This window comes from Aeromonas sp. LsrichE-8G, from assembly GCF_022869435.1.
Classification (GTDB): domain Bacteria; phylum Pseudomonadota; class Gammaproteobacteria; order Enterobacterales; family Aeromonadaceae; genus Aeromonas; species Aeromonas caviae.
Genome location: NZ_JALIHH010000033.1, coordinates 19,513 through 41,804 on the forward strand (window position 1 = coordinate 19,513; position 22,292 = coordinate 41,804).

Genomic DNA, 22,292 nt, shown 5'->3' on the forward strand with positions numbered 1-22,292 from the left:
GGTCGATTGTAGTGTTTTTCTGCTGCCGATTTGCACGTTTTGGTCGCACTCTGGGCAGCTGATCGTCCATGGGCGGGAATTCGGGGATTTGCCCTTCTCTCCGGGGGAGTGGCGACTATAATCGGCAGCCAACTTTTCCTGCAGATGTTTCCCGTTTCATCATGACTACTCAGGCTTGCGCCGCATTGCGTTACCCCAAGGGATGGTTCGCCCTCACGACTGTCTACAGTTTTACCGGGCTGGCCATTCTGGCTTCCATCGTCTTCTCCCTGCTGCTGTTTCTCTCCATCGACGAAAACCCCCTGATGAAGTGGCTGTTCGGCGGGCTGGCCATCATCTTCGAGCTGGGCAAGTTCTACGTCTGGTACGAGTACGGCGAGTGCAAGGCGAGGCGGGATCTGGGCGGCGCCTTCTGGTCGCTGCTGTTCTACAGCGTGCTGGCCGCCATCTCCATCGGGGGCAGTATCGGCGGCATCAATAGCGCCACCAACACCATCCTGAGCCAGCAGGCGCGTCACGAGCGGGAGATAGCCCGTTTCGACGAGCAGATAGCCAGCATAGAGCGGCAGATCCAGCTCAACGAAGAGGCGGCCCGCAAATACATCGAGATGGCGCGTATCTCGAGCGGCGTCAGCGGTCTGCAGCAGGCCAACACCAAGCTCAGGCTGCGTCAGGACGAGCTGCGCCAGGAGCGGGACGCCAAGCCGCTGGGGGAGCAGTCCTCCATGCTGGGGCTGATGAGCAGCCTGGCGGACGGGGTGGGCATGAGCATCGGTCAGGTGCAGTTCCTGCTGGTCTGCTTCCTGTCTATCCTGCTCGATGCATTTGGTGCTTTTTTCGTCAGCCTGATCGGTGAGGAGAACCGCTTCCGCCGTCAATGGATGTGGCAACGGGAGAAGGCGCAAGCCGAGGCCCGGGTCGCAGCGCCGACCCCGGAGCCGCCAGCCATCAGCAGACCCATGCCCGAGCCAGCCGTGGTCGCCCAGGTGCGCGGCGCGCTGGAGAGCGGCGAGCTCAAATGCAGCAAACGCAAGGTGGCAGAGGCATTGTCACTGTCTCTGGAGGAGGTGGACCGGGTGTTCCAGCATCTGCTGGCGCAGGGCGTGCTGGGGCAGGGCAGCAATCGTCACTACCATCTTCGTGCCGAGCAGGGGTGATCCTGCTCAGTCGAACCAGATCAGATCCTCATAGGGCTGCTGTCTGAGGGAAGCGAGCCGGCTATCCAGGTTGCCTGCATGGATTTCCAGCCGGTGCCCGTCGGGATCCAGCAGATAGAGTGAATCCCCTTCGCTGCTGTTCTTCTTCCACTCCACGACGCCCGCCGCGCGCAGACGGGTGCAGAAGGCAGGAAACTGTTCAGGCGAGATGCCAAACGCGACATGGCTGTAATCTCTGGCCGGTTGGGGGGGATCGCAGGAGAGACAGAGCCAGAGATCGCCGAGGGTGAGATAGGCTCCCCGTGCCCATCTCACCCTGGGGCGACATCCCAGCAAGTCGACATAAAAGGCAACGCTGCTGTCGAGATCGCCGGTTGTCAGTGTGAGATGGTTCAGTCCATGCAGCATCTTCTCTTCTTCCCCCTTGTCCCCGAACCCTAGTGAGTGAGCACCATCATCAGGCTGAGGAAGGCGGCAAGCCCGCCGCCGATGCCGATGATCCAGTAAAAGCCCTTGGCCCCCTGTTTGAGCGGAATGCGGAAGTAGAGCAGAAACGCCCACCACCCCAGGGCCAGCAACAGAGGAATAAGAAACATTCGAGCCATGGTGTCCTCGCTGTTATTCTGTTGACCCTTGATCAATCAACAGGATGGATTGTGCAATGACGCAGCTACAGATTACCGCATTCGGCGACCCCTCGGTACTCAGGCTCAACCCTTCCCTGGACAAGGTGCCCGCGGAGGGAGAAGTCCGGGTGCGCATCTGCTTTGCGGGGGTCAACCCCATCGATGCCAAGACCCGGGCCGGTCTCGGCTGGGCGGCCGCCCAGAACAAGGACAACCTGCCCTGGACGCCGGGTTATGACGTCTCCGGTGTGGTGGAAAAGGTGGGGCCCGGCGTGACCTCCCTGGCCGAGGGGGAACTGGTGTGCGGCATGGTGGGTTTCCCCCTCGCCGCCGGTGCATATGCCGAATCCGTGGTGGCCCGCGAGGAGGAGCTGGTCAAGCTCGATGGGGTGAGCCTCAGGCAGGGAGCGGCCCTGCCGCTGGCGGGTCTCACCGCCTGGCAGGGGCTGCTGGAGCACGGTGGCTTGCAGTCGGGGCAACGGGTACTGATCCTGGCCGGTGCCGGTGGCGTCGGCCATCTGGCGGTGCAGTTTGCCGCCGCCTATGGTGCCCACGTGGTTGCCACGGCAAGCGGCGACAATCACAGCTTCCTTCATAGTCTCGGGGCGAGCCGGATGGTGGATTACCACCAGGCCGGGTGGTGCACCGAAGCGATCACCGATGGTCCGTTCGATCTGGTGCTGGATCTGGTGGGGGGCGAGAGCGGCAAGGCGGCGCTGGCCTGCGTCAAGCCGGGCGGCCGTCTGGTGACGGTCCCCACCATCACGGCCCAGCAGATCAAGGACGCGGGGGCCGAGCTCGGCGTCGAGGTTGTCGGCATGCTGGTCCATCCCGATCGAACGCAGCTGACCCAGATGCTGACGCTGCTTCGCCAGGGGGAGGTGAAGATCACCGTCTCCGGTGAATACACGCTGGCAGAAGGGGCGCTGGCCCATCAGGCCATCGAGCAGGGCCATGTGCGCGGCAAGCTGTTGCTGCGCATGTCCGCCGCAGACGGCCAGCCCGGATGATAGACTTCACCGGGATGGGGCTGGGAGGGCTGTTTCTGAGCGCCTTCACCTCCGCCACCCTGTTGCCCGGCAGCTCGGAAGTGCTGCTGGGCGCCATGGCGGTCAAGGGGGAGTGGAGCATGACCAGCCTGCTTTTCTGGGCGACGCTGGGCAATACCCTGGGTTCCATGACCACCTGGTGGCTCGGCTGGCTCGCCACCCACAAGAAAAAACCGGAAGATTTTCAAGGCCGTGGGGAACAAAAAGCCCTTGGTTGGCTCAAACGTCATGGCCACTGGTGTCTGCTGCTTGCCTGGACGCCTGTGGTCGGCGATGGTCTCTGTCTGCTGGCTGGTTGGCTGCGCCTCTCCTTCTGGCGCTCCCTCATCTTGATCGGGCTCGGCAAATTGCTTCGTTATGCCCTGGTGTTTCTGCTGGCCAGTCAGATCTTCTAGCCCTTTTGTCACTCACGAGGTACCCGTGAACAAACTCATTCCATTAAGCATGCTGCTGGGCTTCTCCCTTCCCGTGCTGGCGGCCCCGACCCTGGTGTCCGAGCAGGTCAAACAAGAGGGCAAGCTCGGCATTCCCTATCAGATGTACAAGCTGGACAACGGTTTGACCGTGATCCTGGCCCCCGACCACTCCGATCCCCTGGTGCATCTGGATGTCACCTATCACGTCGGCTCCTCCCGGGAAACCGTGGGCAAGTCGGGCTTTGCCCACTTCTTCGAGCACATGATGTTCCAGGGCTCCAAGCACGTTGGTGATCAGGAACACATGCGGATCATCAACGAGGCGGGCGGTGACATGAACGGCACCACCAACAAGGACCGCACCAACTACTACGAAACCGTGCCGGCCAACCAACTGGAGAAGGTGCTCTGGCTGGAGGCGGACCGCATGGGTTTCCTGCTCGATGCGGTGAGCCAGAAGAAGTTCGAGATCCAGCGCGCCACCGTCAAGAACGAACGGGCCCAGCGTATCGACAACCAGCCTTATGGCCTGGTGGGCGAGCGGGTGGGGGAGGCACTCTATCCGCGCACCCACCCCTACTCCTGGCAACCCATCGGTTATGTGGAGGATCTCGACCGGGTCGACGTCAACGACCTCAAGCAGTTCTTCCTGCGCTGGTATGGTCCCAACAACGCGACCCTGACCCTGGGCGGCGACTTTGATACCAAGCAGGCGCTGGCCTGGATTGAGCAGTACTTCGGTTCCATCCCGCGCGGTCCGGACGTGGCCGAACCGACGCCTCAGCCTGCCACCCTGCCGGCAACCCGCTACGTGACGCTGGAAGACAAGGTGCATCTGCCGCTCCTGTATATCAGCTACCCGACCGTCTCCCTGGGTGACCCGCAGGAGCCGGCGCTGGACATCTTTGCCGATGTGCTGGGGGGCTCTGCCAGCTCCATGCTCTACCAGTCCCTGGTGAAAACCGGCAAGGCCATCGAGGCGGGTGCCTCCCACTCCTGCGAAGAGCTGGCCTGTACCCTGACGGTCTATGCCTACCCCAATCCGGCGGCGGATGGCAGCCTCAAGACCCTCAAGGGCGAGGTGGACAAGGTGATCGGCGAGTTCGCCCAGCGCGGCATCAAGCCTGCGGATCTGGAGAAGGCCATCAGCAGCTATCGCGCGTCCGCCATCTGGGGACTCGACAGCATCGAGGGCAAGGTCAGCCAGCTTGCCATGGGGCAGGTGCTGGCCCGGGATCCCGACTATGTGTTCAAGAATCTGGATGCCATCGCCCGGGTCAAGGGGTCTGACGTCAAGGCTGCCTACGACAAGTTCATCCAGAACAAGCCTGCCGTGGTGCTGAGCGTGGTGCCCAAGGGCAAGAGCGACTGGCAGGCCGCCAAGCCCAATTTCACTCCCGCCAAGCGGGAGCTGCCGGATTACAGCAAGCATGACAAGGTGCTGGCCGAGCGGCCGGTGAAAGATGACTTCGATCGCAGCGTGCAGCCCAAGGCGGCCGATGCGGTGAGCGTCAAGGTGCCCGCCATCTGGCGTGGCAAGCTCGACAAGGGGATCGAGATCATCGGCACCCACAGCGACGAGATCCCGGCCGTCTCCATCATGATCGCCCTGCCGGGTGGCATCCGGGCCGAAGGCAAGGGAGAGCTGGGGCTGGCCAGCCTCACCGCCGCCATGCTGGAGCAGGGGACGACGCGCCTCTCCGAGGCCGAGCTGAGCGACGAGCTGCAAAAACTCGGCGCCAGCATCAGCGTCTCCAGCGCCCAGTACAACAACCTCATCACCATCAGCAGTCTGGCGGACAAGCTGCCCGAAACCCTGGCGCTGGTGCGGGAAGTGCTGCTGCAACCCGGCCTGCGGGAAGCGGACTTCGAGCGGCTCAAGACCCAGATGCTGCAAGGCATGAAACAGAGCGAGCAGCAACCCGAGTGGCTGGCGGGTCAGGCGTTCCGCGAACTGGTCTATGGCAAGCAGAACCGCCTCGGCCAACCCTCTGACGGGGTGCTGGCGGACGTGGAGAAGCTGACCCTGGCGGATGTGAAGCGCTTCTATGAGGCCTATTACAATCCGACCAATGCCAAGGTGGTGGTGACAGGTGATGTGACTGCCCAGCAGGTGGAATCCGGTCTCGCCTTCCTGACCCAGTGGCAGGGAGCCGCCCCGACCCTGGGGGATCTCAAGCCCGGGGGAGAGCAGGCCAAGCCAGGCATCTATCTGGTGGACAAGCCGGGGGCCCCCCAGTCGGTGATCCGTATCGGCCGTCGCGCCATGCCGTTTGACACCACGGGAGACTATTTCATCGCCAACCTGATGAACTTCAACCTGGGTGGCAACTTCAACAGCCGCATCAACCTCAACCTGCGGGAAGACAAGGGCTACACCTATGGTGCCAGCTCGGGCTTCCAGGCCAACCGCGAGGCGGGTGTCTTCGCGACCGGCGCCAATGTGCGCACCGATGCGACCGTGGATGCCATCCGCCAGTTCCTCAAGGAGATGGACGGCTACCGCAAGAGCGGGCCGACCCCGGTGGAGCTGGCCTACATGCGCAGCGCCGTCTCCCAGCAGGATGCGCTCTCCTACGAGACCCTGGGGCAGAAGGCTGGCTTCCTGCTGCAGATGATCATGTACGACCTGAAGCCGGACTATGTGCAGGCCCAGAACAACCTGATCAAAACGGTGTCACCCGAGACGCTGAAGGCCAGTGCAGCCCGCTGGCTGGATCCGGCCGAGATGGTGATTGTGGTGGTGGGAGACAAGCAAAAGCTTGAAAAACCCCTGAGCGAGCTTCATCTTCCCATCTATCCACTGCAACTGCCCTGAGGGGCGTCGCAACAATAAGTGCCGCCCCGGGTGGGGCGGCCACACATGAGCCGTGAATATGACTACTACTAGCTTGTCGCTCACCGAGTTGCTGGCTGCGCTGGGCACCCCGGAACGGGTGACCGCCCTCAAGGGGATCCGGCGCGGGATCGAGCGCGAATGTCTGCGCATCACCCCCGAAGGGACCCTGGCCCAGACCGATCACCCCAGAAGCCTGGGGTCGGCCCTGACCCATGCCAACATCACCACCGACTACTCCGAGAGCCTGCTGGAGTTCATCACGCCGGCCACCGACTCCATCGAGAGCCTGATCGAGCAGCTCGGCGACATTCACCGCCACACCATTCATCATCTGGGAGAGGAGCGGATCTGGCCCCTCTCCATGCCCTGCTTCGTCGGTGACGAGGAGAGCATCCGCCTGGCCCAGTACGGCAGTTCCAACATCGGGCGGATGAAGACCCTCTATCGCCAGGGGCTGAAGAACCGCTACGGCAGCCTGATGCAGGTGATCGCCGGGGTGCACTTCAACTTCTCCATGCCGGACAGCTTCTGGTGCGAGTGGCAGGATCTGGTGGGAGAGGGCTGCTGCAGCCAGCGCTTCATCTCCGACAAGTACATGGGGCTTATTCGCAACGTCTACCGCTTCGGCTGGCTGGTGCCCTATCTGTTCGGCGCGTCTCCTGCCATCTGCGACTCCTTCCTCAAGGGGCGCAAGAGCAGCCTGCCGTTCCAGAAGACCGGCAAGGGCACCCTTTACCTGCCCTATGCCACGGCTCTGCGCCTGTCCGATCTCGGTTACACCAACAGCGCCCAGGCGGGGCTCAAGATCAGTCATGACAGCCTGCCCGCCTATGTGAGCAGTCTGCGCCGGGCCATCAACACCCATGATCCCGACTTCGCCAGGATAGGGGTCAAGGTGAACGGCGAGTACCGCCAGCTCAACGACAACGTGCTGCAGCTGGAAAACGAGCTCTACGCGCCGATCCGCCCCAAGCGTACCCCCCGCAGCGGCGAGAAGCCCTCGGATGCGCTGGAGCAGCGCGGCATCGAATACATCGAGTTGCGCACGGTGGACGTCAATCCTTTCACCCCGTTCGGTATCGAGGTGGATCAGATCCGCTTCTTCGATCTCTTCCTGGTCTGGTGCCTGTTGCGCCCTTCCCCCGTGCTCTCGGATGACGAGGTTGCCCGCAACCGCCGCAACCAGAACAAGGTGGTGCTGGAGGGGCGTCGCCCCGGCCTGACGCTTGAAGATGAGCAGGGCAATGCCATCGGCCTCAAGGAGTACGGCCTCAAGCTGTTCGACGAGCTGGCCGAGGTCGCAGCGCTGCTGGATCGCTGCTGTGGTCGCAACCGCTATCGCGAGACGCTGGCGATGCACCGTGAGAAGCTGCTCGACCCCGAGCAGACCTACTCCGCCCGCCTGCTCAAGCAGTTGCTTTCAAGCGGTCAGGACAACGGCTGCTTCGGCGATGCGCTGGCGAGCCGCTACCGGGAAGAGATGCTGGCCGGCGAGCTGCAGTACTGGGACGAGGCCTACTTTGCCGGCGAGGCACGGGACTCCCTGGCCAAGCAGCGGGAGCGGGAACGCAGTGACAGTCTGTCGTTCGACGACTTCCTGGCTGACTATTTCGGTACCCGCCAGACCACGGCCTGAGGATGCCGCCAAGATGACGAAAGCCGCTCCCGGGAGCGGCTTTTTCATGGGAGCCCGGCGGTGGCCTGGCATAAAAAAACGGCCCGTTCGGGCCGTTTTGCATGGGGTGGTTCACCGGTCAGAGGATGAGACCACCGAAGAAGAAGCCGAGCGCCACAGCCATGGCAATGGTGGCCACACCCGGGATGAAGAAGGGGTGGTTGAACACGGCCTTGCCGATGCGGGTGGAGCCGGTGTCGTCCATCTCGACCGCGGCCAGCAGGGTCGGGTAGGTCGGCAGCACGAACAGGGCGCTCACGGCGGCGAAGGAGGCGATGGCCGCCAGCGGGCTGACACCCAGTGCCAGGGCGGCAGGCATCAGGGCCTTGGTGGTGGCACCTTGCGAGTAGAGCAGCATGGAGGAGAAGAACAGCACCACGGCCAGCAGCCAGCTGTATTGGCTCAGCAGATCGCCGGCGAACGCCTGGATCTCGACCATGTTGCCCTTCACGAAGACGTTGCCCAGCCAGGCTACGCCCAGCACGCAGATACAGGCGGACATACCGGACTTGAAGGTCGGCATGTTGGTGATCTGGGCCGCGTCCAGTTTGCAGAACAGGACCATCAGGGTAGCGGCGGAGAGCATGATGCCCATGATGGCGCCATCGCGGGGGATCGGCGGGCTGCTGATGAGGCCGACGTTGCCGGAGATGGCGGTGGCATAGGCCATCACGGCCACGATGGAGGCGACGAAGATGCCGACGGAGAGCTTGGCATAAGGCTTGATCTCAACCTGGCTGGTACCGCGCAGCTTGATGAGTCCCTTGGCTTTGCGCTCCAGATAGACTTCGTCCTGATCCAGTGGCTTGCCCAGCAGGTTGGCGATGAAGGCCCCCAGCAGACAGGCGATGAAGCTGGACGGGATGCAGATGGCCAGCAGGGTCAGGTAGTCGACGCCAAGCGGCTCCAGCATGCCGGAGAAGGCGACCACGGCCGCCGAGATGGGGGAGGCGGTGATGGCAATCTGGGAGGCAACGACCGCGATGGAGAGCGGACGGGAGGGGCGAATGCCCTGCTCCTTGGCCACTTCGGCGATCACCGGCAGGGTGGAGAAGGCGGTGTGACCGGTACCGGCCAGCATGGTCATCAGGTAGGTGACGACCGGCGCGGCGAAGGTGATGTGCTTGGGATTCTTGCGCAGGGCTTTTTCGGCCAGGTGCACCAGATAATCCATCCCGCCAGCCAGCTGCATACAGGCAATGGCGCAGATGACGGACGCGATGATCATGATCACGTCCCACGGGAGATAGGTCACCAGCTGATCGCTCGGGATGGGCATGCCCAGCCCCCAGGTCAGTACCAGTACCCCAAGACCACCGGCAAAGCCGATACCGATGCTGCCTATCCGGGCCCCCAGATAGATAGCGGCGAGCACGACAAGTAACTCGATTCCAATCATAGCGAACACTCCATTTTCCAGTTTTTTTAGGTTTTATTAGGCTGAAAAGCCAATTCCCGATGGGGCTGTGGAGAGACCGCTCGGGAATTGACTTTAAATGGGCCGGGATAACCCCGGCCCATCTGCTCGCTTATACGGTGGCTTCGCGGGTGTAACGCTTGGCTTTGTATTGCGGGTTCATCAGGTTCTCGATGGAGAGGATCTCGTCCAGCTGTTCGGCGGTCAGCAGGCCGCGTTCCAGCACGACTTCGCGGACGTTCTTGCCGGTTTGGGCACAGATCTTGCCGACGATGTCGCCTTCATGGTGACCGATGAAGGGGTTCAGGTAGGTCACGATGCCGATGGAGTTCAGCACGTGGTTCATGCAGATGTCCGGGTTGGCGGTGATGCCTTCCACGCACTTCTCGCGCAGGGAGATGCAGGCTTTTTCCATCAGGCTCAGGGATTCGAACATGGCCTGACCAATCACCGGCTCCATGACGTTCAGCTGCAGCTGACCGGCCTCGGCGGCGAAGGTGATGGTGACGTCGTTGCCGAATACCTTGAAGCAGGACTGGTTGACCACTTCCGGAATGACCGGGTTGACCTTGGCCGGCATGATGGAGGAGCCAGCCTGCATTTCCGGCAGGTTGATCTCTTTGAGCGCGGTGCGCGGGCCGGAGGAGAGCAGACGCAAGTCATTACAGATCTTGGAGAGCTTCATGGCCAGACGCTTGACCGCACCGTGCAGCATCACATAGGCGCCGCAGTCGGAGGTCGCTTCGATGAGGTCCTCTGCCGGCACGTAGGCACGACCGGTGATCTCGGCCAGACGCTTGATGGCAAGACCGGAGTACTCGGGCGGGGTGTTCAGACCGGTACCGATGGCGGTGGCGCCCAGGTTCACTTCCAGCAGCAGCTCCTGGCAACGCTTGATGGATTTGATCTCTTCACGCAGGGTGACGGCGAAGGCGTGGAACTCCTGACCCAGGGTCATGGGCACGGCGTCCTGCAACTGGGTACGGCCCATTTTCAGGATATGTTTGAATTCCTTGGCTTTGACATCGAAGGCCGCGATGAGGGCTTCCAGAGCGTGCAGGGTGGTGTCGGTGCTGTTGACCACGGCCACGCGGAAACCGGTGGGGTAGGCATCGTTGGTGGACTGGCACTTGTTGACGTGATCGTTGGGGTTGATGACGTCGTAGCGACCCTTTTCAAGTCCCATCAGCTCGAGGGCGATGTTGGCCAGCACTTCGTTGGTGTTCATGTTGACGGAGGTACCGGCGCCGCCCTGATAGACATCGACCGGGAACTGATCGAAGCACTTGCCGGTGTTCAGCATCAGGTCGCAGGCTTCGACAATCTTGTCTGCGATCTCGGGACGGATGGTGCCCAGCTCACCGTTGGCCAGTGCAGCCGCCTTCTTGGTCAGGACCATGCCACGAACAAACTCGGGAACGTCAGAAATCTTCTGAGTGCTGATCTTGAAGTTTTCAACAGCGCGCAGGGTGTGCACGCCGTAGTAGAGGTCGTTGGAAACTTCTTTGGTGCCCAGCAGGTCTTCTTCAATGCGGACGTTCTTGATGTCGCTCATTGTTATGCCTCAGAAATCAAATAAATGGAAACGATCCTCACCGAGTGGTCGCGATTTCCCTACGCACATTTCATCCTGAAGCACCACACATCGGGTGGGGCAGTTGGGAGCCAGTTGCTCCCTGTGCAATGACTGGTGTTGATGTTACCCCAATTGAGGTATCCGGTATTAGACCTGGATCACTAAATTTGAGGCAACCTCAAATTTCTTGTGGTCATTAAACAGATATTGCAATCGGGCGATTAACTTTGACAGAACAACCACCTCAATCCCAGTTGGGCGGACAAATATTTATCCGTATTCCGGGGCCTGCGGCAGGAGAGGCTTGAAAAATGATCAAGCAACCCCATTTTAATGTCAGAAGACCTGAACCCGGCGCGTCAGCATCAGCGATGTGCGGCTGCCGACCGGACACCCCGGGTCCATTCATTCATCGCTCCGAGGTTGCTATGGGCAAGTTGTTACTGTTGTTGGTCGGGCTGGTATTGCTGGAGCTCACCGTCATGATCAAGGTGGGCTCCGTGATCGGGGCCTTGCCGACCGTTGGCTTGTTGGTGCTGACCGCCGTGCTGGGATCGTCGCTGGTGCGCAGCGAGGGGATCAAGACCCTGCTCACTGCCCAGCAGAAGATGCAGCTGGGGGAGATGCCCGGCCGCGAGGTGATGGGTGGCATGATGCTGGCGTTGGCGGGCTTGCTGCTGATTATCCCGGGGTTTGTGAGCGATATTGTCGGCATCCTGCTGCTGCAGCCCTGGCTGCGCAACATGCTGGCCGACAAGCTGATTGGCAGCAATCAGTTCAGGATGCCGATGGGGGGCTTCCAGGCTCGCCAGCAGCCGTTCGAGCCGGGTCCCGGCGATGACAGGCCCGGACAATCCCCGCGAGGGGGTGGCAACACCATCGAAGGGGAGTTCGAACGCAAAGAGTAATCGCGAGCCTCGGGCTGTGCCGTCAGGATCTCCCCTGATGGCACAGCCGCTCGAATCTGTGGCGGGCATACCCCCATGCCAGCAATCCGGCGGCCAGGTTCGCCAGCAGCATCCCCAGATAGATCCCCTGTTCTCCCCCCAGTTTTGCCCCCAGCCAGGCCCCTGGCAGCAAGAAGACAAACAGTCTGATGCCGTTTATCAGCAGTGACACCGCCGATGCCCTGACGCCGTTGAGGGCCGAGGCCAGCAGCATCACCATGCCCTGAAAGCCGTAGCCGATGGGGACCAGATGCAGATAGAGCACGATGAGGCGCACCACTTGCGGATGATCGCTGAACAGATCGGCGATGAAGGGGGCGAGAAGCCAGGTCAGCACGTAGACCCCAAGCTGAAATATCAGGGCAAAGCGCATGCAGAGCAGCAGGGCGGCCTTGGCTCGGGCCGGATTCCCGGCGCCGCAGTTCTGCGAGATGAAGGGGGCCAGCACGGAAGAGAGCGCCATCATCACGATGAGCAGCAAGGCCTCGACCCGGGATGCCGCGCCGTAGGCGGCGACCACCTCGGTTCCGAGCCCGGCGAAAATGATCATCAACACGGCGTTGGCCAGTGGGTTGAGCATGTTGGTAAACGATGCGGGCACCGCCACATGGAGCAGGGCGCGCCAGTGGGCCAGCAACTGCGGGCGCGGGGAGAGGCGCCAGCGCAGCAGGCCCTCGCGGTGGCGCAATATATAGAGGCTGACCAGCATGGCCATCAGCCAGGAGAGGGAAGTGGCGATGGCGGCTCCCCGAATGCCCCACTCAGGGAAGGGGCCCGGCCCGAAGATGAGCAGAGGATCCAGCACGCCGTTGACCAGACCGGCGACCCCCATCACCAGACTGGGGGTCTTGGTATCCCCCGTGGTCCGGATGGCCGCATTGCCGACCATGGGCACGACCAGCATGGGGACGGTCAGATACCAGATGAGCATGTAATCGTGGATGAGGGAGATGAGCTCGGGGCTGGCCCCCAGCAGGGTGAACAGAGGAGTAATGGTCATTGCCCCCAGCCCGGCGAGCAGACTCACCAGGATGACGGCGAGGAACAGGCAGTCTGTGGTGATGCGGGCTGCCTCGTCGTGGCGACCCTGCCCCAGGGCATGACCGAGCAGGGCGCACAGGCCCGCGCCCAGCCCCATGGTCAGGGAGGTGACCACGAAGGTGACCGGGAAGGTGAAGCTGATGGCGGCCAGCGCCTGGGTACCCAGCATGCCGATGAAGAAGGTATCGACCAGGTTGAAGGCCAGGATGGCGATGATGCCCAGGATCATGGGGCCCGTCATGCGCAGCAGCATGGGCGTCATGGGGGCGGTCAGCATGGGGTTGGGTCGGCTCAAGGCAGAGTCTCTAGGTGCTTTGGGCCTGAATGCTGGCCGTCTCCATCCGCCTTCCTGATTGGGGATGGGTGATCCATCGAAGGTGTTCATAGTACGTGAAAATATTTTTTTTGTATTTGCCCTTGAAGGGCTAGCCCTGTTGCCCCAGATCAGGGGCATGACAAATTTGGCCGATTGCGGCCATTCCTCAAGCAACACAGAGACTCATTTTGGGAGAGTTATCGATGAAAATTCGTCCACTGCACGACCGCGTCATCATCAAGCGCATCGAAGCTGAAGCCAAATCCGCTGGCGGCATCGTCTTGACTGGCACTGCGGCCCAGAAGTCCACCCGTGGTGAAGTTCTTGCCGTGGGGACTGGTCGAATTCTGGACAATGGGGATGTCAAAGCACTGGCCGTCAAGGTGGGTGACAAGGTGATCTTCAACGAAGGCTACGGCGTGAAGACCGAAAAGCTGGATGGCCAGGACGTACTGATCCTGTCCGAGACCGACATCCTGGCGATTGTCGAAGAGTAATCACCCTCCCTCTTTTCCCGAATTGATTTAAGGATTGAAGAACATGGCAGCTAAAGAAGTTAAGTTTGGCAACGAAGCTCGCATCAAAATGCTGGAAGGCGTCAACATCCTGGCCGATGCCGTCAAGGTGACCCTGGGCCCGAAAGGCCGCAACGTGGTGCTGGACAAGTCCTTCGGCGCCCCGACCATCACCAAGGATGGCGTCTCCGTTGCCCGTGAAATCGAACTGGAAGACAAGTTCCAGAACATGGGTGCCCAGATGGTCAAGGAAGTCGCTTCCAAGGCCAATGATGCCGCCGGTGACGGTACCACCACTGCCACCGTACTGGCTCAAGCCATCGTCAACGAAGGCCTGAAGGCCGTTGCCGCCGGCATGAATCCCATGGATCTGAAGCGTGGTATCGACAAGGCCGTTGTGGCTGCCGTTGCCGAGCTGCAAGCTCTGTCCACCCCTTGTGCCGACAACAATGCCATCGCCCAGGTAGGCACCATCTCCGCCAACTCCGACGAGAAGGTCGGCAAGCTGATTGCCGAAGCCATGGACAAGGTCGGTCGTGACGGCGTCATCACCGTGGAAGATGGTCAGGGCTTGGAAGACGAGCTGGCGGTGGTAGAAGGCATGCAGTTCGACCGCGGCTACCTCTCCCCTTACTTCGTGAACAAGCCGGAAACCGGCTCCGTCGAACTGGATGACCCCTTCATCCTGCTGGTGGACAAGAAAGTCTCCAACATCCGCGAAATGCTGCCGGTGCTGGAAGGTGTGGCCAAGGCGGGCAAACCGCTGATCATCGTGGCCGAAGACGTGGAAGGCGAAGCACTGGCGACCCTGGTGGTCAACACCATGCGTGGCATCGTGAAAGTGGCCGCCGTCAAGGCGCCGGGCTTCGGTGATCGCCGCAAGGCCATGCTGCAGGATATCGCCATCCTGACCGGTGGTACCGTGATCTCCGAAGAAGTGGGCATGGAGCTGGAAAAAGCGACCCTGGAAGATCTGGGCCGTGCCAAGCGCATCGTCATCACCAAAGAGAACACCACCATCATCGATGGCGTGGGTGATGCTGCCCTGATCGAAAGCCGCGTGGCCCAGATCCGTCAGCAGATCGAAGAGACCTCTTCCGATTACGACCGTGAGAAGCTGCAAGAGCGCGTGGCCAAGCTGGCCGGCGGTGTTGCCGTGATCAAGGTGGGTGCTGCCACTGAAGTTGAAATGAAAGAGAAGAAAGCCCGTGTTGACGATGCCCTGCACGCCACTCGCGCAGCCGTGGAAGAAGGCGTGGTTGCCGGTGGTGGTGTAGCGCTGGTGCGCGTTGCTGCCAAGCTGGCCTCGCTGCGTGGTGACAACGAAGACCAGAACGTCGGCATCAAGGTTGCCCTGCGCGCCATGGAAGCCCCGCTGCGTCAAATCGTCATCAACGCCGGCGAAGAAGCCTCCGTCATCGCCAATGCCGTGAAGAACGGTGAAGGCAACTACGGTTACAACGCCTACACCGAACAATACGGCGACATGCTGGCCATGGGTATCCTGGATCCCACCAAGGTAACCCGTTCTGCCCTGCAGTTCGCCTCGTCCGTCGCTGGCCTGATGATCACCACAGAGTGCATGATCTCCGAGCTGCCGAAGAAAGATGCACCTGCCATGCCTGATATGGGTGGCATGGGCGGTATGGGTATGATGTAATCCCGTCAAGTCATCAAACGGCTCGCTTTTGCGGGCCGTTTTTTTTAGTGCTACTAAGCTGAAGTTGTTGATAGTGAAATGATCTGAGGTGAACATGCGATACTTAGGGCTTCTCCCGTTACTCCTTTCCCTGGCCTTGCCGGGCATGGCGCAGGCGACACCACAGGGGCCGGTCATTCTCAAGGTGACGGGGAATCTGGATCCTGCCGATCCGGCAGATGGAGAGGTGCTGTTCGATATGGCCATGATCCAGGCGCTGCCGCAGCATGAGGTGGTGACGAGCAATCCCTGGGTGGACAAACCGCACAAATACGTGGGGCCGAAACTGGCGGACGTGCTGACTGAGGTGAAGGCCAACGGCAAGAGCATCACGCTCACCGCCCTGAACAGTTTCCAGATCCGGATCAACTGGGATAAGGTCAAGCAATACGATCCTATCCTGGCCTGGCAGGATGACGGGATGACCATGCGGGTACGTGACAAGGGGCCGCTCTGGTTTATCCTGCCACTGGATCAGCATCCCGAACTCAGGCGTTCCGAGTTCACCGACATGATGATCTGGCAACTGAGTGCGATCGACATTCAGCAGTAAAAACGGTGGTTTACGGGAGTACTGGGTGAAAGCGAAGACCAGGGCCTGGCCCTTACTCGGCGTTCTTTATCTATCCATTCTGTTGTTCACGGGTAGCACCCTCTATTGCCTGGTGCAGATACAAAATGCGACCCGGGTGATGGAGAAGTACACCTATGACGTCTCCTGGGCATTGATGCAGTTGCAGCTCGAGCTGGGCCGCTTTCTCAATGCCGTCGAGATTTACCACTATGGCGGCATAGACCAGGAAGCCCTGCTGCTCCGCTATGACATTCTCTGGAGTCGTACCCCCATTCTCCTGAGCGGCCAATTGAGAAAAAGCCTCGCGGACAATCCGAAGACGCTGCGGCTGGTGAAACTGACCGAAAGCAGCATCCGCAAGCTGGAGCCTGATTTGGTCAGGCTCAAACCGGGGACGCCGGATTACCAGCAAGTCATGATGACACTGGCGCCCTTGCAGGAACCCCTCTCTTACTCTCTTGCTTCCGTCATGCAGAACAACATCAACGTCTATACGGGCAACGACGCGCGTTTTGGCCAGTTGCGCAATGCCCTGTTGTTCATGGTGTCGGGGCTGGTGGTGTCCGTCATTCTGCTCAGCGGCCTGCTGGTGCGAGAAGCCAGGCGCCATTTCAGGACCGCTAGGATCGATCCCCTCACCGGGCTCGCCAACCGGCTGGCGCTGCTGGAAAAGATGGATGCCTATGTCACCCGTGACACCTCCTTCGGACTGGTGCTGGTCGACATCAACGACTTTCGTGATATCAACAGCAAGTTTGGCTACAACACAGGGGACCTCCTGCTGCAGGAGGTGGCAAAGCGGCTGCGCGCCCTGTGCGAAAACGGGGAGTGGGTGGCGCGTTTGGGGGGAGATCAGCTTGCCATGCTGCAACGGGAGGGGAGCGATCTTCGTCAGGTCAGGGAGCTCGTGGCCAGAGTGCTCCACTCCATCAAGCAAGACATCATCATCGACAACTACCCTTTCCGGCTTGAGGTCGGTATTGGTATCGCCTTCTTCCCGACCGACAGCAACCAGACCCAGGAGTTGCTCAGCCGGGCGGAGCAGGCCCTCTCTCACAGCCGCAAGACCCATGTTCCCTATGTCATCTATGACAGTTCCCTGCTCAACGAGACGGCCAGGCGCAAGCATCTTGCGTCTGACATGGTGATGGCGCTGGAGCACAATGCGCTCGAGCTCTATTACCAGCCCATCGTCAATCTGGAAAGTGGCCGCTGTGAAGCCGTGGAGGCGCTGCTGCGCTGGCGCCATCCCGAGCTTGGCTTTATTCCCCCCAACGAGGTGATCCAGGTGGCGGAAGAGTTCCAGCTGGCCGAGAAACTGGGTGGCTGGGTATTGAATACCGCATGTGAACAACTGCATCAGTGGCAGCACCTGGGTTTGGTGGACTTGCAGATGTGCGTGAACATCTCCCCGGGCATGTACCAGCGCAACCTCTTGAAGCTGGTGGCCAGAGCGCTGATGGAGCACCATATTCCCGCATCCAGCCTGGTGCTGGAGGTGACGGAAGACACCACCATGCGCGAGGTCAAGAACTCGCTGCAGTTGATGCAGGATCTCAGCCAGCAAGGGGTACATCTGGCCCTTGACGACTTCGGCACCGGCTACTCCTCCCTCAGCTATCTGCAGAAGCTGCCGGTGAGCAAGGTGAAGATAGACAGGTCCTTCATCCAGGGTATCGACACCTCGATCGAGGCGGCCGAACTGGTCGCCAACATCTGCCGTATGGGCTCCATGCTTGGCAAGAAACTGGTATGTGAAGGGATCGAGACTCAGGGGCAGCTCGATGTGCTGCGTTCATTGACCGACATACATCTGTATGGGCAGGGATATCTGTTCAGTCGCCCGGAGCATGCTGAAAAGGCCTATCAGACATTGCTGGAGATGGAAGAGCGCTGGTTGGCCCGGCGCTCGCCGGACAAGGCATATCTGCGTTGAACGATATGGCTCATGTCTCACCGGGCCCGGCCGATAGTCTCTTGGCAGGAGGTACACAATGGATATTTCTAGTTCTGCAAATGCGTCGTTCGGTTCTGCACTGATGGTGGCCAGCCTGGCCAAAAAGCAGCAGACCCAGGAAGGCGAATCCGCACTGAAACTGCTGGAAACAGCAGCGCAATCCGCTCCGGCTGCGCCGACATCGGCCAGTGCTTCCCTCGGAAGCAAGATCGATATCCGCGTCTGAGCGATAAAAAAGCCCCCATCTCTCGATGGGGGCTTTCTTTTTATTGGGCTGTTATCTGCCAGGCTCAGACCGGGAAAGGGGCCGGTGCCTCGAAGGTCATCCGCTCGCCGCTTCTGGGGTGGCTGATGGTCAGGCTGGCCGCATGAAGATAAAGGTGCGGTGCAGCCGCCAGCGCATCCGGGTTGGCGTAGAGGTTGTCGCCGAGGATGGGGTGACCCAGCTCCAGCATGTGTACCCGCAGTTGATGGGAGCGACCGGTAATCGGGGTCAGCTTGATCAGGCTGTTGCCGTTCTCCACCTTCAGCTTTTGCCACAGGGTGAGGGCATGACGCCCCTCCTCAAAATCCACCTTCTGCTTCGGCCGGTTGGGCCAGTCGACGCAGAGCGGCAGATCCACTTCACCTGCATCCAGCGCCGGTTCACCCCACACCCAGGCGAGGTAGTGCTTCTCGGTCTCCCGCTCGCGGAATTGCCGGCTCAGCTCCCGGTGGGAGTTGGGGTTGAGCGGGATCACCAGCACGCCGGTGGTCGCCATGTCGAGGCGATGGGCAGCCGCCGCCTTTGGGTGCTGCTGCTTGACCCGATGGAGCACGCTGTCTTCATTCTCGGGGCCGCGCCCGGGGACGCTCAGCAGGCCAGTGGGCTTGTTGACCACCATGATGTCCTTGTCCTTGAACAGGATATCGAGCCAGGGTTCCAGGGGCGGGGAGTATACAAACATAGCGTCTCGCATCTTGGGTCAAAGCGGGGGCAAGCCCCCATCAGTTATGGGTAACCACGACAAAGCGGCCTTGTGTATCCAGTTTGAGCTGGGTCTGGCCGCTGTCGGTCGCTACCTTGTCAGTTATGGGTAACCACAATAAAGCGGATGGCATCCAGCTTGAGTTGGGTCTGGTCGATCAGGTGGTGCAATTCTGCCTGCAAATTGCGCAGATAATCCAGTTCGCTGTCGCGCACATTCGGGTTGACCGCCTTGAGTGCCTCCAGCCTGTCCAGATCCTGCTGCAGGGTCTGCGCCATCTGGGCACGGGCCTTGTCTACAATCCCGGCTTTCAGTTCGTTGGCAATGACCTCGCCCTTGCCAATCAGGCCGTGGATCACCGGCTGGGATGCGGTAACCAGCTTGCTGCCAAGGTGGCGGTTGACCGGTGTCAGCTGGCGGTTGAAGGCATCAAACGCCACCTTCTCTCCCAGATTCTGGCCGTTCTTGTCCATCAGCAGACGGATCGGCGTCGGCGGCATGAAACGGTAGAGCTGGGGATGGGCCGCAGACTCGGCAACGAAGATCAGCTCAAGCAGGATGGAGCCGACCGGCAGAGCCTTGTTCTTGAGCAGTGCCACCGAGGTGGCACCGATCTCGGAACCCAGGATCAGGTCGATACCGCCGCGCATCATGGGGTGATCCCAGGAGAGCAGCGCCATGTCATCCCGCGACAGGGCGGTGTTGCGATCGAAGGTGATGGTCATGCCGTCTTGCGGCAGGCCCGGGAAGCTCGGCACCAGCATGTGATCCCCGGGAGTCAGCACCAGCGCATTTTCACCACGATCATCCTGGTTGACGCCGATCTCGTCGAACATCTTGAGGGCGAAGGAGATCATGCCGGTGTCGTCATCTTCGGCGGCGAGCTTCTCGACCAGCTGCTGGGCGGCCTCGCCACCGCTGGAGTGGATTTCCAGCAGGCGATCGCGACCCTGTTCCAGCCGGGCCTTGAGCGGCTCGTGCAGTTCGCGGGTCTTGACCAGCAGGGCGTCGAGGGGGCCCTGCTCGCCGGTGTTGGCGGCCAGCAGCTCGAACAGCTCCTCACGTACCGCTTCGAACACCGGGCGGGCCGTCGGGCAGGTCTGCTCGAATGCATCCAGACCATCGTGATACCAGAGCAGCAGGGCGCACTGGGCAGTCCCTTCCAGATAGGGAACGTGGATCTCGACGGTATTCTGCTGACCGATACGATCCAGTCGGCCGATACGCTGTTCCAGCAGATCCGGGTTGAGTGGCAGATCGAACAGCACGAGATGGCTGGCAAACTGGAAGTTGCGACCTTCTGAGCCGATCTCGGAGCAGAGCAGCACCTGAGCGCCCCCCTCAGCTTGAGCGAAATAGGCGGAGGCCTTGTCCCGCTCGAGGATCGACATCCCTTCGTGGAACACGGCGCCACGGATCCCTTCACGTGTGCGCAGCGCCTCTTCCAGGGCGATGGCGGTGGCTGCTTCGGAGCAGATCACCAGCACCTTCTGCTGACGGGCGGAGAGCAGCAGTTCCAGCAACCATTCGACGCGCGGGTCGAACTGGGTCCAGGTAGCGTTGTCGCCTTCGAACTGCTGGAAGATCTTCTCGGGATAGAGGTAGCGCAGGGCACGGGTCTGCAGATCGCCGCCATTGCCACCCATCATGCCCATCACCTTGATGGCGGTCTTGTACTGCTCCGGCAGCGGCATGGGGTAGACGTTGAGGTGGCGCTCCGGGAAGCCCTGAATATTGGCGCGGCTGTTACGGAACAGCACCCGGCCGGTGCCATGCTGATCCAGCAGCTTGGCAACTGCCTGCTGACGGGCGGCCGCATCAGTGAGATCCAGCCCATCCAGCTGGCTGGCGAGGATCTGCCTGGCTTCATCGCTCAGGGTCTCGCCATCCAGCAGCTCTTGCGCGGCGCTGGCAACCTGACCATAGGCCTGCTCCTCGGCGAGGAAGGCGTCGTAGTCGTAGAAACGCTCGGGGTCGAGCAGGCGCAGACGGGCAAAGTGGCTCTGGTGGCCCAGCTGATCCGGGGTTGCGGTCAGCAGCAGCACGCCCGGCACCTGTTCGGCCAGCGCTTCCACCATTTCATAGGCACGGCTCGGCGCCTCTTCGCTCCACTCCAGATGGTGCGCTTCATCGACAACCAGCAGATCCCACTCGGCTTCCAGTACCTGTTCGAAGCGACGACGCTTCTTGCGCAGGAAGTCGAGGCTACAGATCACCAGCTGTTCGGTCTCGAAGGGGTTCTCCGCATCGGCGAACGCCTCGATGCAGCGCTCCTCGTCAAACAGGGAGAAGTGCAGGTTGAAACGGCGCAGCATCTCGACCAGCCACTGGTGCTGGAGCGTTTCGGGCAGCAGGATCAGCACCCGATGGGCGCGGCCGGAGAGCAACTGCTGGTGAATGATCATGCCTGCTTCGATGGTCTTGCCCAGACCCACCTCGTCTGCCAGCAATACGCGCGGGGCGTAGCGGTGACCCACTTCATGGGCGATGTAGAGCTGGTGCGGGATCAGACTGACTTTCCCGCCAGCCAGGCCGCGAGTCGGGTTGCGGCGACGCTGGTGCTGGTTGACCAGCGCTTCGTAGCGCAGGGTAAAGCGGGACATCCGGTCAATCTGGCCGGCGAACAGGCGATCCTGCGGCTTGTTGAACTTGATGAAGTTGTTGAGAAACACTTCCTTGAGGGCAATCGGCTCACCATTGTCGGTGCGAACACCTACATATATAAGCAGGCCATCTTTCTCCTGCACTTCATCGACCGTCATGGTCCAGTCTTCGTGGCTGGCTATCTGATCGCCCACATTGAAGCTGACCCGGGTGACCGGTGCCTCTTCTTTGGCATACATACGGTTTTCACCGGTAGCCGGAAACAACAGGGTAACCATGCGTCCTTCAACAGCAACGACAGTCCCCAAACCCAGATCCGTCTCTGTATCACTAATCCAACGCTGGCCAAGTGCAAAAGGCATTAAACTCTCCAAAGCCCAAGAGTGTGAGAATCGCAAAGGGGCGCTATGTTACCCGAAGGCGGAAAGCCGATCATCATGGTTGTGCTGCAAGGGAAAGCCAAACTGATACAAGCTTGATCTGTCAACCTGCCGGCCTCAATACAGCATCCGGAATACCAATCTGCAGACCCTTTTCGTGCATTAATTCATCGTCGTGGTCGCTTTGTAAGCGGTTGAACGATGAAAGCCATCTTTTTGCAATTATCTCCTTGCCAGAACGAATTCGCTCCCTATAATGCGCCTCCATCGACACGGCAAGCGGCAACGCAAACAAGCCGGTCGGTAGCCTCGAAAAGCCTTTGAAAATAAGGCTTGACTCGAGAAGGCGGTTGAGTAGAATGCCACTCCCGCAGCAGCCAAAAGCTGCGTCGCTCTTTAACAATTTGAATCAAGCAATCTGTGTGGGCACTCACAGCATCGAGCATCAAAAACAATTTTTGATATCAATGTCTGATGAAGTGACCAAAGCAACTTTTAAGTTGCAGCAGTTAATTCAGCAATTCATTGAGCCGCCT

Annotated in this window: 18 protein-coding genes; 11 read left to right on the plus strand and 7 right to left on the minus strand. The window is 60.6% G+C overall.

Going from position 1 to position 22,292, the window contains the following annotated elements:
- The first annotated feature begins 161 nt into the window (after nucleotides 1–161).
- Nucleotides 162–1,157: a hypothetical protein gene (locus MUW49_RS07250; RefSeq protein ID WP_039040004.1), complete on the plus strand. Its 996-nt coding sequence runs from the start codon at nucleotides 162–164 to the stop codon at nucleotides 1,155–1,157.
- Between the two features lie 6 nt (nucleotides 1,158–1,163).
- Here the strand turns inward: MUW49_RS07250 and fos are convergent, their stop codons facing one another.
- A complete protein-coding gene (fos, locus tag MUW49_RS07255) occupies nucleotides 1,164–1,565 on the minus strand; it encodes a fosfomycin resistance glutathione transferase (RefSeq protein ID WP_244812573.1) in 402 nt (133 codons plus the stop codon).
- Nucleotides 1,566–1,594: 29 nt separating this feature from the next.
- A complete protein-coding gene (locus MUW49_RS07260; RefSeq protein ID WP_005308905.1) occupies nucleotides 1,595–1,762 on the minus strand; it encodes a hypothetical protein in 168 nt (55 codons plus the stop codon).
- Nucleotides 1,763–1,818: 56 nt separating this feature from the next.
- Between MUW49_RS07260 and MUW49_RS07265 the strand changes: the two genes are divergently transcribed.
- Genes MUW49_RS07265 through gshA form a run of 4 tightly spaced genes read left to right on the plus strand, consistent with a single transcriptional unit; the run spans nucleotide 1,819 to nucleotide 7,723 of the window.
- The gene (locus tag MUW49_RS07265) at nucleotides 1,819–2,793 is read left to right on the plus strand and encodes an NADP-dependent oxidoreductase (RefSeq protein ID WP_167825820.1); all 975 of its coding nucleotides are present in this window, start codon (nucleotides 1,819–1,821) and stop codon (nucleotides 2,791–2,793) included.
- The gene (locus MUW49_RS07270; RefSeq protein ID WP_029313803.1) at nucleotides 2,790–3,227 is read left to right on the plus strand and encodes a VTT domain-containing protein; all 438 of its coding nucleotides are present in this window, start codon (nucleotides 2,790–2,792) and stop codon (nucleotides 3,225–3,227) included. Before MUW49_RS07265 ends, MUW49_RS07270 begins: the two co-directional genes overlap by 4 nt.
- 25 nt (nucleotides 3,228–3,252) lie before the next feature.
- Nucleotides 3,253–6,066 (plus strand): pitrilysin family protein, encoded by a 2,814-nt coding sequence (locus MUW49_RS07275; RefSeq protein WP_039040007.1) that lies wholly within the window; start codon nucleotides 3,253–3,255, stop codon nucleotides 6,064–6,066.
- 58 nt (nucleotides 6,067–6,124) lie between these two features.
- A complete protein-coding gene (gshA, locus tag MUW49_RS07280) occupies nucleotides 6,125–7,723 on the plus strand; it encodes a glutamate--cysteine ligase (protein WP_113978522.1) in 1,599 nt (532 codons plus the stop codon).
- A gap of 118 nt (nucleotides 7,724–7,841) precedes the next feature.
- Here gshA and MUW49_RS07285 read toward each other — a convergent pair whose 3' ends face one another.
- Nucleotides 7,842–9,161: an anaerobic C4-dicarboxylate transporter gene (locus tag MUW49_RS07285; protein ID WP_041210978.1), complete on the minus strand. Its 1,320-nt coding sequence runs from the start codon at nucleotides 9,159–9,161 to the stop codon at nucleotides 7,842–7,844.
- Nucleotides 9,162–9,291: 130 nt separating this feature from the next.
- Nucleotides 9,292–10,734 (minus strand): aspartate ammonia-lyase, encoded by a 1,443-nt coding sequence (aspA, locus tag MUW49_RS07290; RefSeq protein ID WP_010673133.1) that lies wholly within the window; start codon nucleotides 10,732–10,734, stop codon nucleotides 9,292–9,294.
- 449 nt (nucleotides 10,735–11,183) lie between these two features.
- Between aspA and MUW49_RS07295 the strand changes: the two genes are divergently transcribed.
- The gene (locus MUW49_RS07295) at nucleotides 11,184–11,663 is read left to right on the plus strand and encodes an FxsA family protein (protein WP_223933497.1); all 480 of its coding nucleotides are present in this window, start codon (nucleotides 11,184–11,186) and stop codon (nucleotides 11,661–11,663) included.
- A gap of 22 nt (nucleotides 11,664–11,685) precedes the next feature.
- Here MUW49_RS07295 and MUW49_RS07300 read toward each other — a convergent pair whose 3' ends face one another.
- Nucleotides 11,686–13,020 (minus strand): MATE family efflux transporter, encoded by a 1,335-nt coding sequence (locus tag MUW49_RS07300; RefSeq protein WP_223933513.1) that lies wholly within the window; start codon nucleotides 13,018–13,020, stop codon nucleotides 11,686–11,688.
- Between the two features lie 242 nt (nucleotides 13,021–13,262).
- On the opposite strand from MUW49_RS07300, the gene MUW49_RS07305 reads away from it, so the two are divergent.
- The 5 genes from MUW49_RS07305 (at nucleotide 13,263) to MUW49_RS07325 (ending at nucleotide 18,030) form a co-directional block, all read left to right on the plus strand.
- Nucleotides 13,263–13,556: a co-chaperone GroES gene (locus tag MUW49_RS07305; RefSeq protein ID WP_005309514.1), complete on the plus strand. Its 294-nt coding sequence runs from the start codon at nucleotides 13,263–13,265 to the stop codon at nucleotides 13,554–13,556.
- A 43-nt stretch (nucleotides 13,557–13,599) separates the two neighbouring features.
- On the plus strand, nucleotides 13,600–15,234 hold the full coding sequence (gene groL / locus MUW49_RS07310) for a chaperonin GroEL (RefSeq protein WP_042864436.1): 1,635 nt from the start codon (nucleotides 13,600–13,602) through the stop codon (nucleotides 15,232–15,234).
- A gap of 94 nt (nucleotides 15,235–15,328) precedes the next feature.
- Nucleotides 15,329–15,826, plus strand: coding sequence for a molybdopterin-binding oxidoreductase (locus tag MUW49_RS07315; RefSeq protein WP_029313815.1), 498 nt, complete (start codon nucleotides 15,329–15,331; stop codon nucleotides 15,824–15,826).
- A gap of 25 nt (nucleotides 15,827–15,851) precedes the next feature.
- Nucleotides 15,852–17,783, plus strand: a complete 1,932-nt coding sequence (locus tag MUW49_RS07320) for a GGDEF domain-containing phosphodiesterase (protein WP_029313817.1) — start codon at nucleotides 15,852–15,854, stop codon at nucleotides 17,781–17,783.
- Between the two features lie 58 nt (nucleotides 17,784–17,841).
- Entirely contained in the window at nucleotides 17,842–18,030 is a 189-nt protein-coding gene (locus MUW49_RS07325; RefSeq protein ID WP_010673139.1) for a hypothetical protein, read from the plus strand.
- Between the two features lie 64 nt (nucleotides 18,031–18,094).
- Here MUW49_RS07325 and rluA read toward each other — a convergent pair whose 3' ends face one another.
- Complete coding sequence (gene rluA / locus MUW49_RS07330; protein WP_069784683.1) at nucleotides 18,095–18,751, minus strand: bifunctional tRNA pseudouridine(32) synthase/23S rRNA pseudouridine(746) synthase RluA; 657 nt, start codon at nucleotides 18,749–18,751, stop codon at nucleotides 18,095–18,097.
- Nucleotides 18,752–18,870: 119 nt separating this feature from the next.
- The gene (gene rapA / locus MUW49_RS07335; RefSeq protein ID WP_161470501.1) at nucleotides 18,871–21,738 is read right to left on the minus strand and encodes an RNA polymerase-associated protein RapA; all 2,868 of its coding nucleotides are present in this window, start codon (nucleotides 21,736–21,738) and stop codon (nucleotides 18,871–18,873) included.
- Between the last annotated feature and the right edge of the window lie 554 nt (nucleotides 21,739–22,292).

Excerpts from the sequence above, each read along its gene's own strand:
- rapA (WP_161470501.1), bottom strand. The coding sequence starts at position 21,738 with ATGCCTTTTGCACTTGGCCAGCGTTGGATTAGTGATACAGAGACGGAT.
- MUW49_RS07305 (WP_005309514.1), top strand. The coding sequence starts at position 13,263 with ATGAAAATTCGTCCACTGCACGACCGCGTCATCATCAAGCGCATCGAA.
- MUW49_RS07260 (WP_005308905.1), bottom strand. The coding sequence starts at position 1,762 with ATGGCTCGAATGTTTCTTATTCCTCTGTTGCTGGCCCTGGGGTGGTGG.
- MUW49_RS07315 (WP_029313815.1), top strand. The coding sequence starts at position 15,329 with ATGCGATACTTAGGGCTTCTCCCGTTACTCCTTTCCCTGGCCTTGCCG.
- MUW49_RS07265 (WP_167825820.1), top strand. The coding sequence starts at position 1,819 with ATGACGCAGCTACAGATTACCGCATTCGGCGACCCCTCGGTACTCAGG.
- MUW49_RS07285 (WP_041210978.1), bottom strand. The coding sequence starts at position 9,161 with ATGATTGGAATCGAGTTACTTGTCGTGCTCGCCGCTATCTATCTGGGG.
- fos (WP_244812573.1), bottom strand. The coding sequence starts at position 1,565 with ATGCTGCATGGACTGAACCATCTCACACTGACAACCGGCGATCTCGAC.
- rluA (WP_069784683.1), bottom strand. The coding sequence starts at position 18,751 with ATGTTTGTATACTCCCCGCCCCTGGAACCCTGGCTCGATATCCTGTTC.
- MUW49_RS07325 (WP_010673139.1), top strand. The coding sequence starts at position 17,842 with ATGGATATTTCTAGTTCTGCAAATGCGTCGTTCGGTTCTGCACTGATG.
- groL (WP_042864436.1), top strand. The coding sequence starts at position 13,600 with ATGGCAGCTAAAGAAGTTAAGTTTGGCAACGAAGCTCGCATCAAAATG.
- MUW49_RS07295 (WP_223933497.1), top strand. The coding sequence starts at position 11,184 with ATGGGCAAGTTGTTACTGTTGTTGGTCGGGCTGGTATTGCTGGAGCTC.
- gshA (WP_113978522.1), top strand. The coding sequence starts at position 6,125 with ATGACTACTACTAGCTTGTCGCTCACCGAGTTGCTGGCTGCGCTGGGC.
- MUW49_RS07270 (WP_029313803.1), top strand. The coding sequence starts at position 2,790 with ATGATAGACTTCACCGGGATGGGGCTGGGAGGGCTGTTTCTGAGCGCC.
- MUW49_RS07300 (WP_223933513.1), bottom strand. The coding sequence starts at position 13,020 with ATGCTGACCGCCCCCATGACGCCCATGCTGCTGCGCATGACGGGCCCC.
- aspA (WP_010673133.1), bottom strand. The coding sequence starts at position 10,734 with ATGAGCGACATCAAGAACGTCCGCATTGAAGAAGACCTGCTGGGCACC.
- MUW49_RS07250 (WP_039040004.1), top strand. The coding sequence starts at position 162 with ATGACTACTCAGGCTTGCGCCGCATTGCGTTACCCCAAGGGATGGTTC.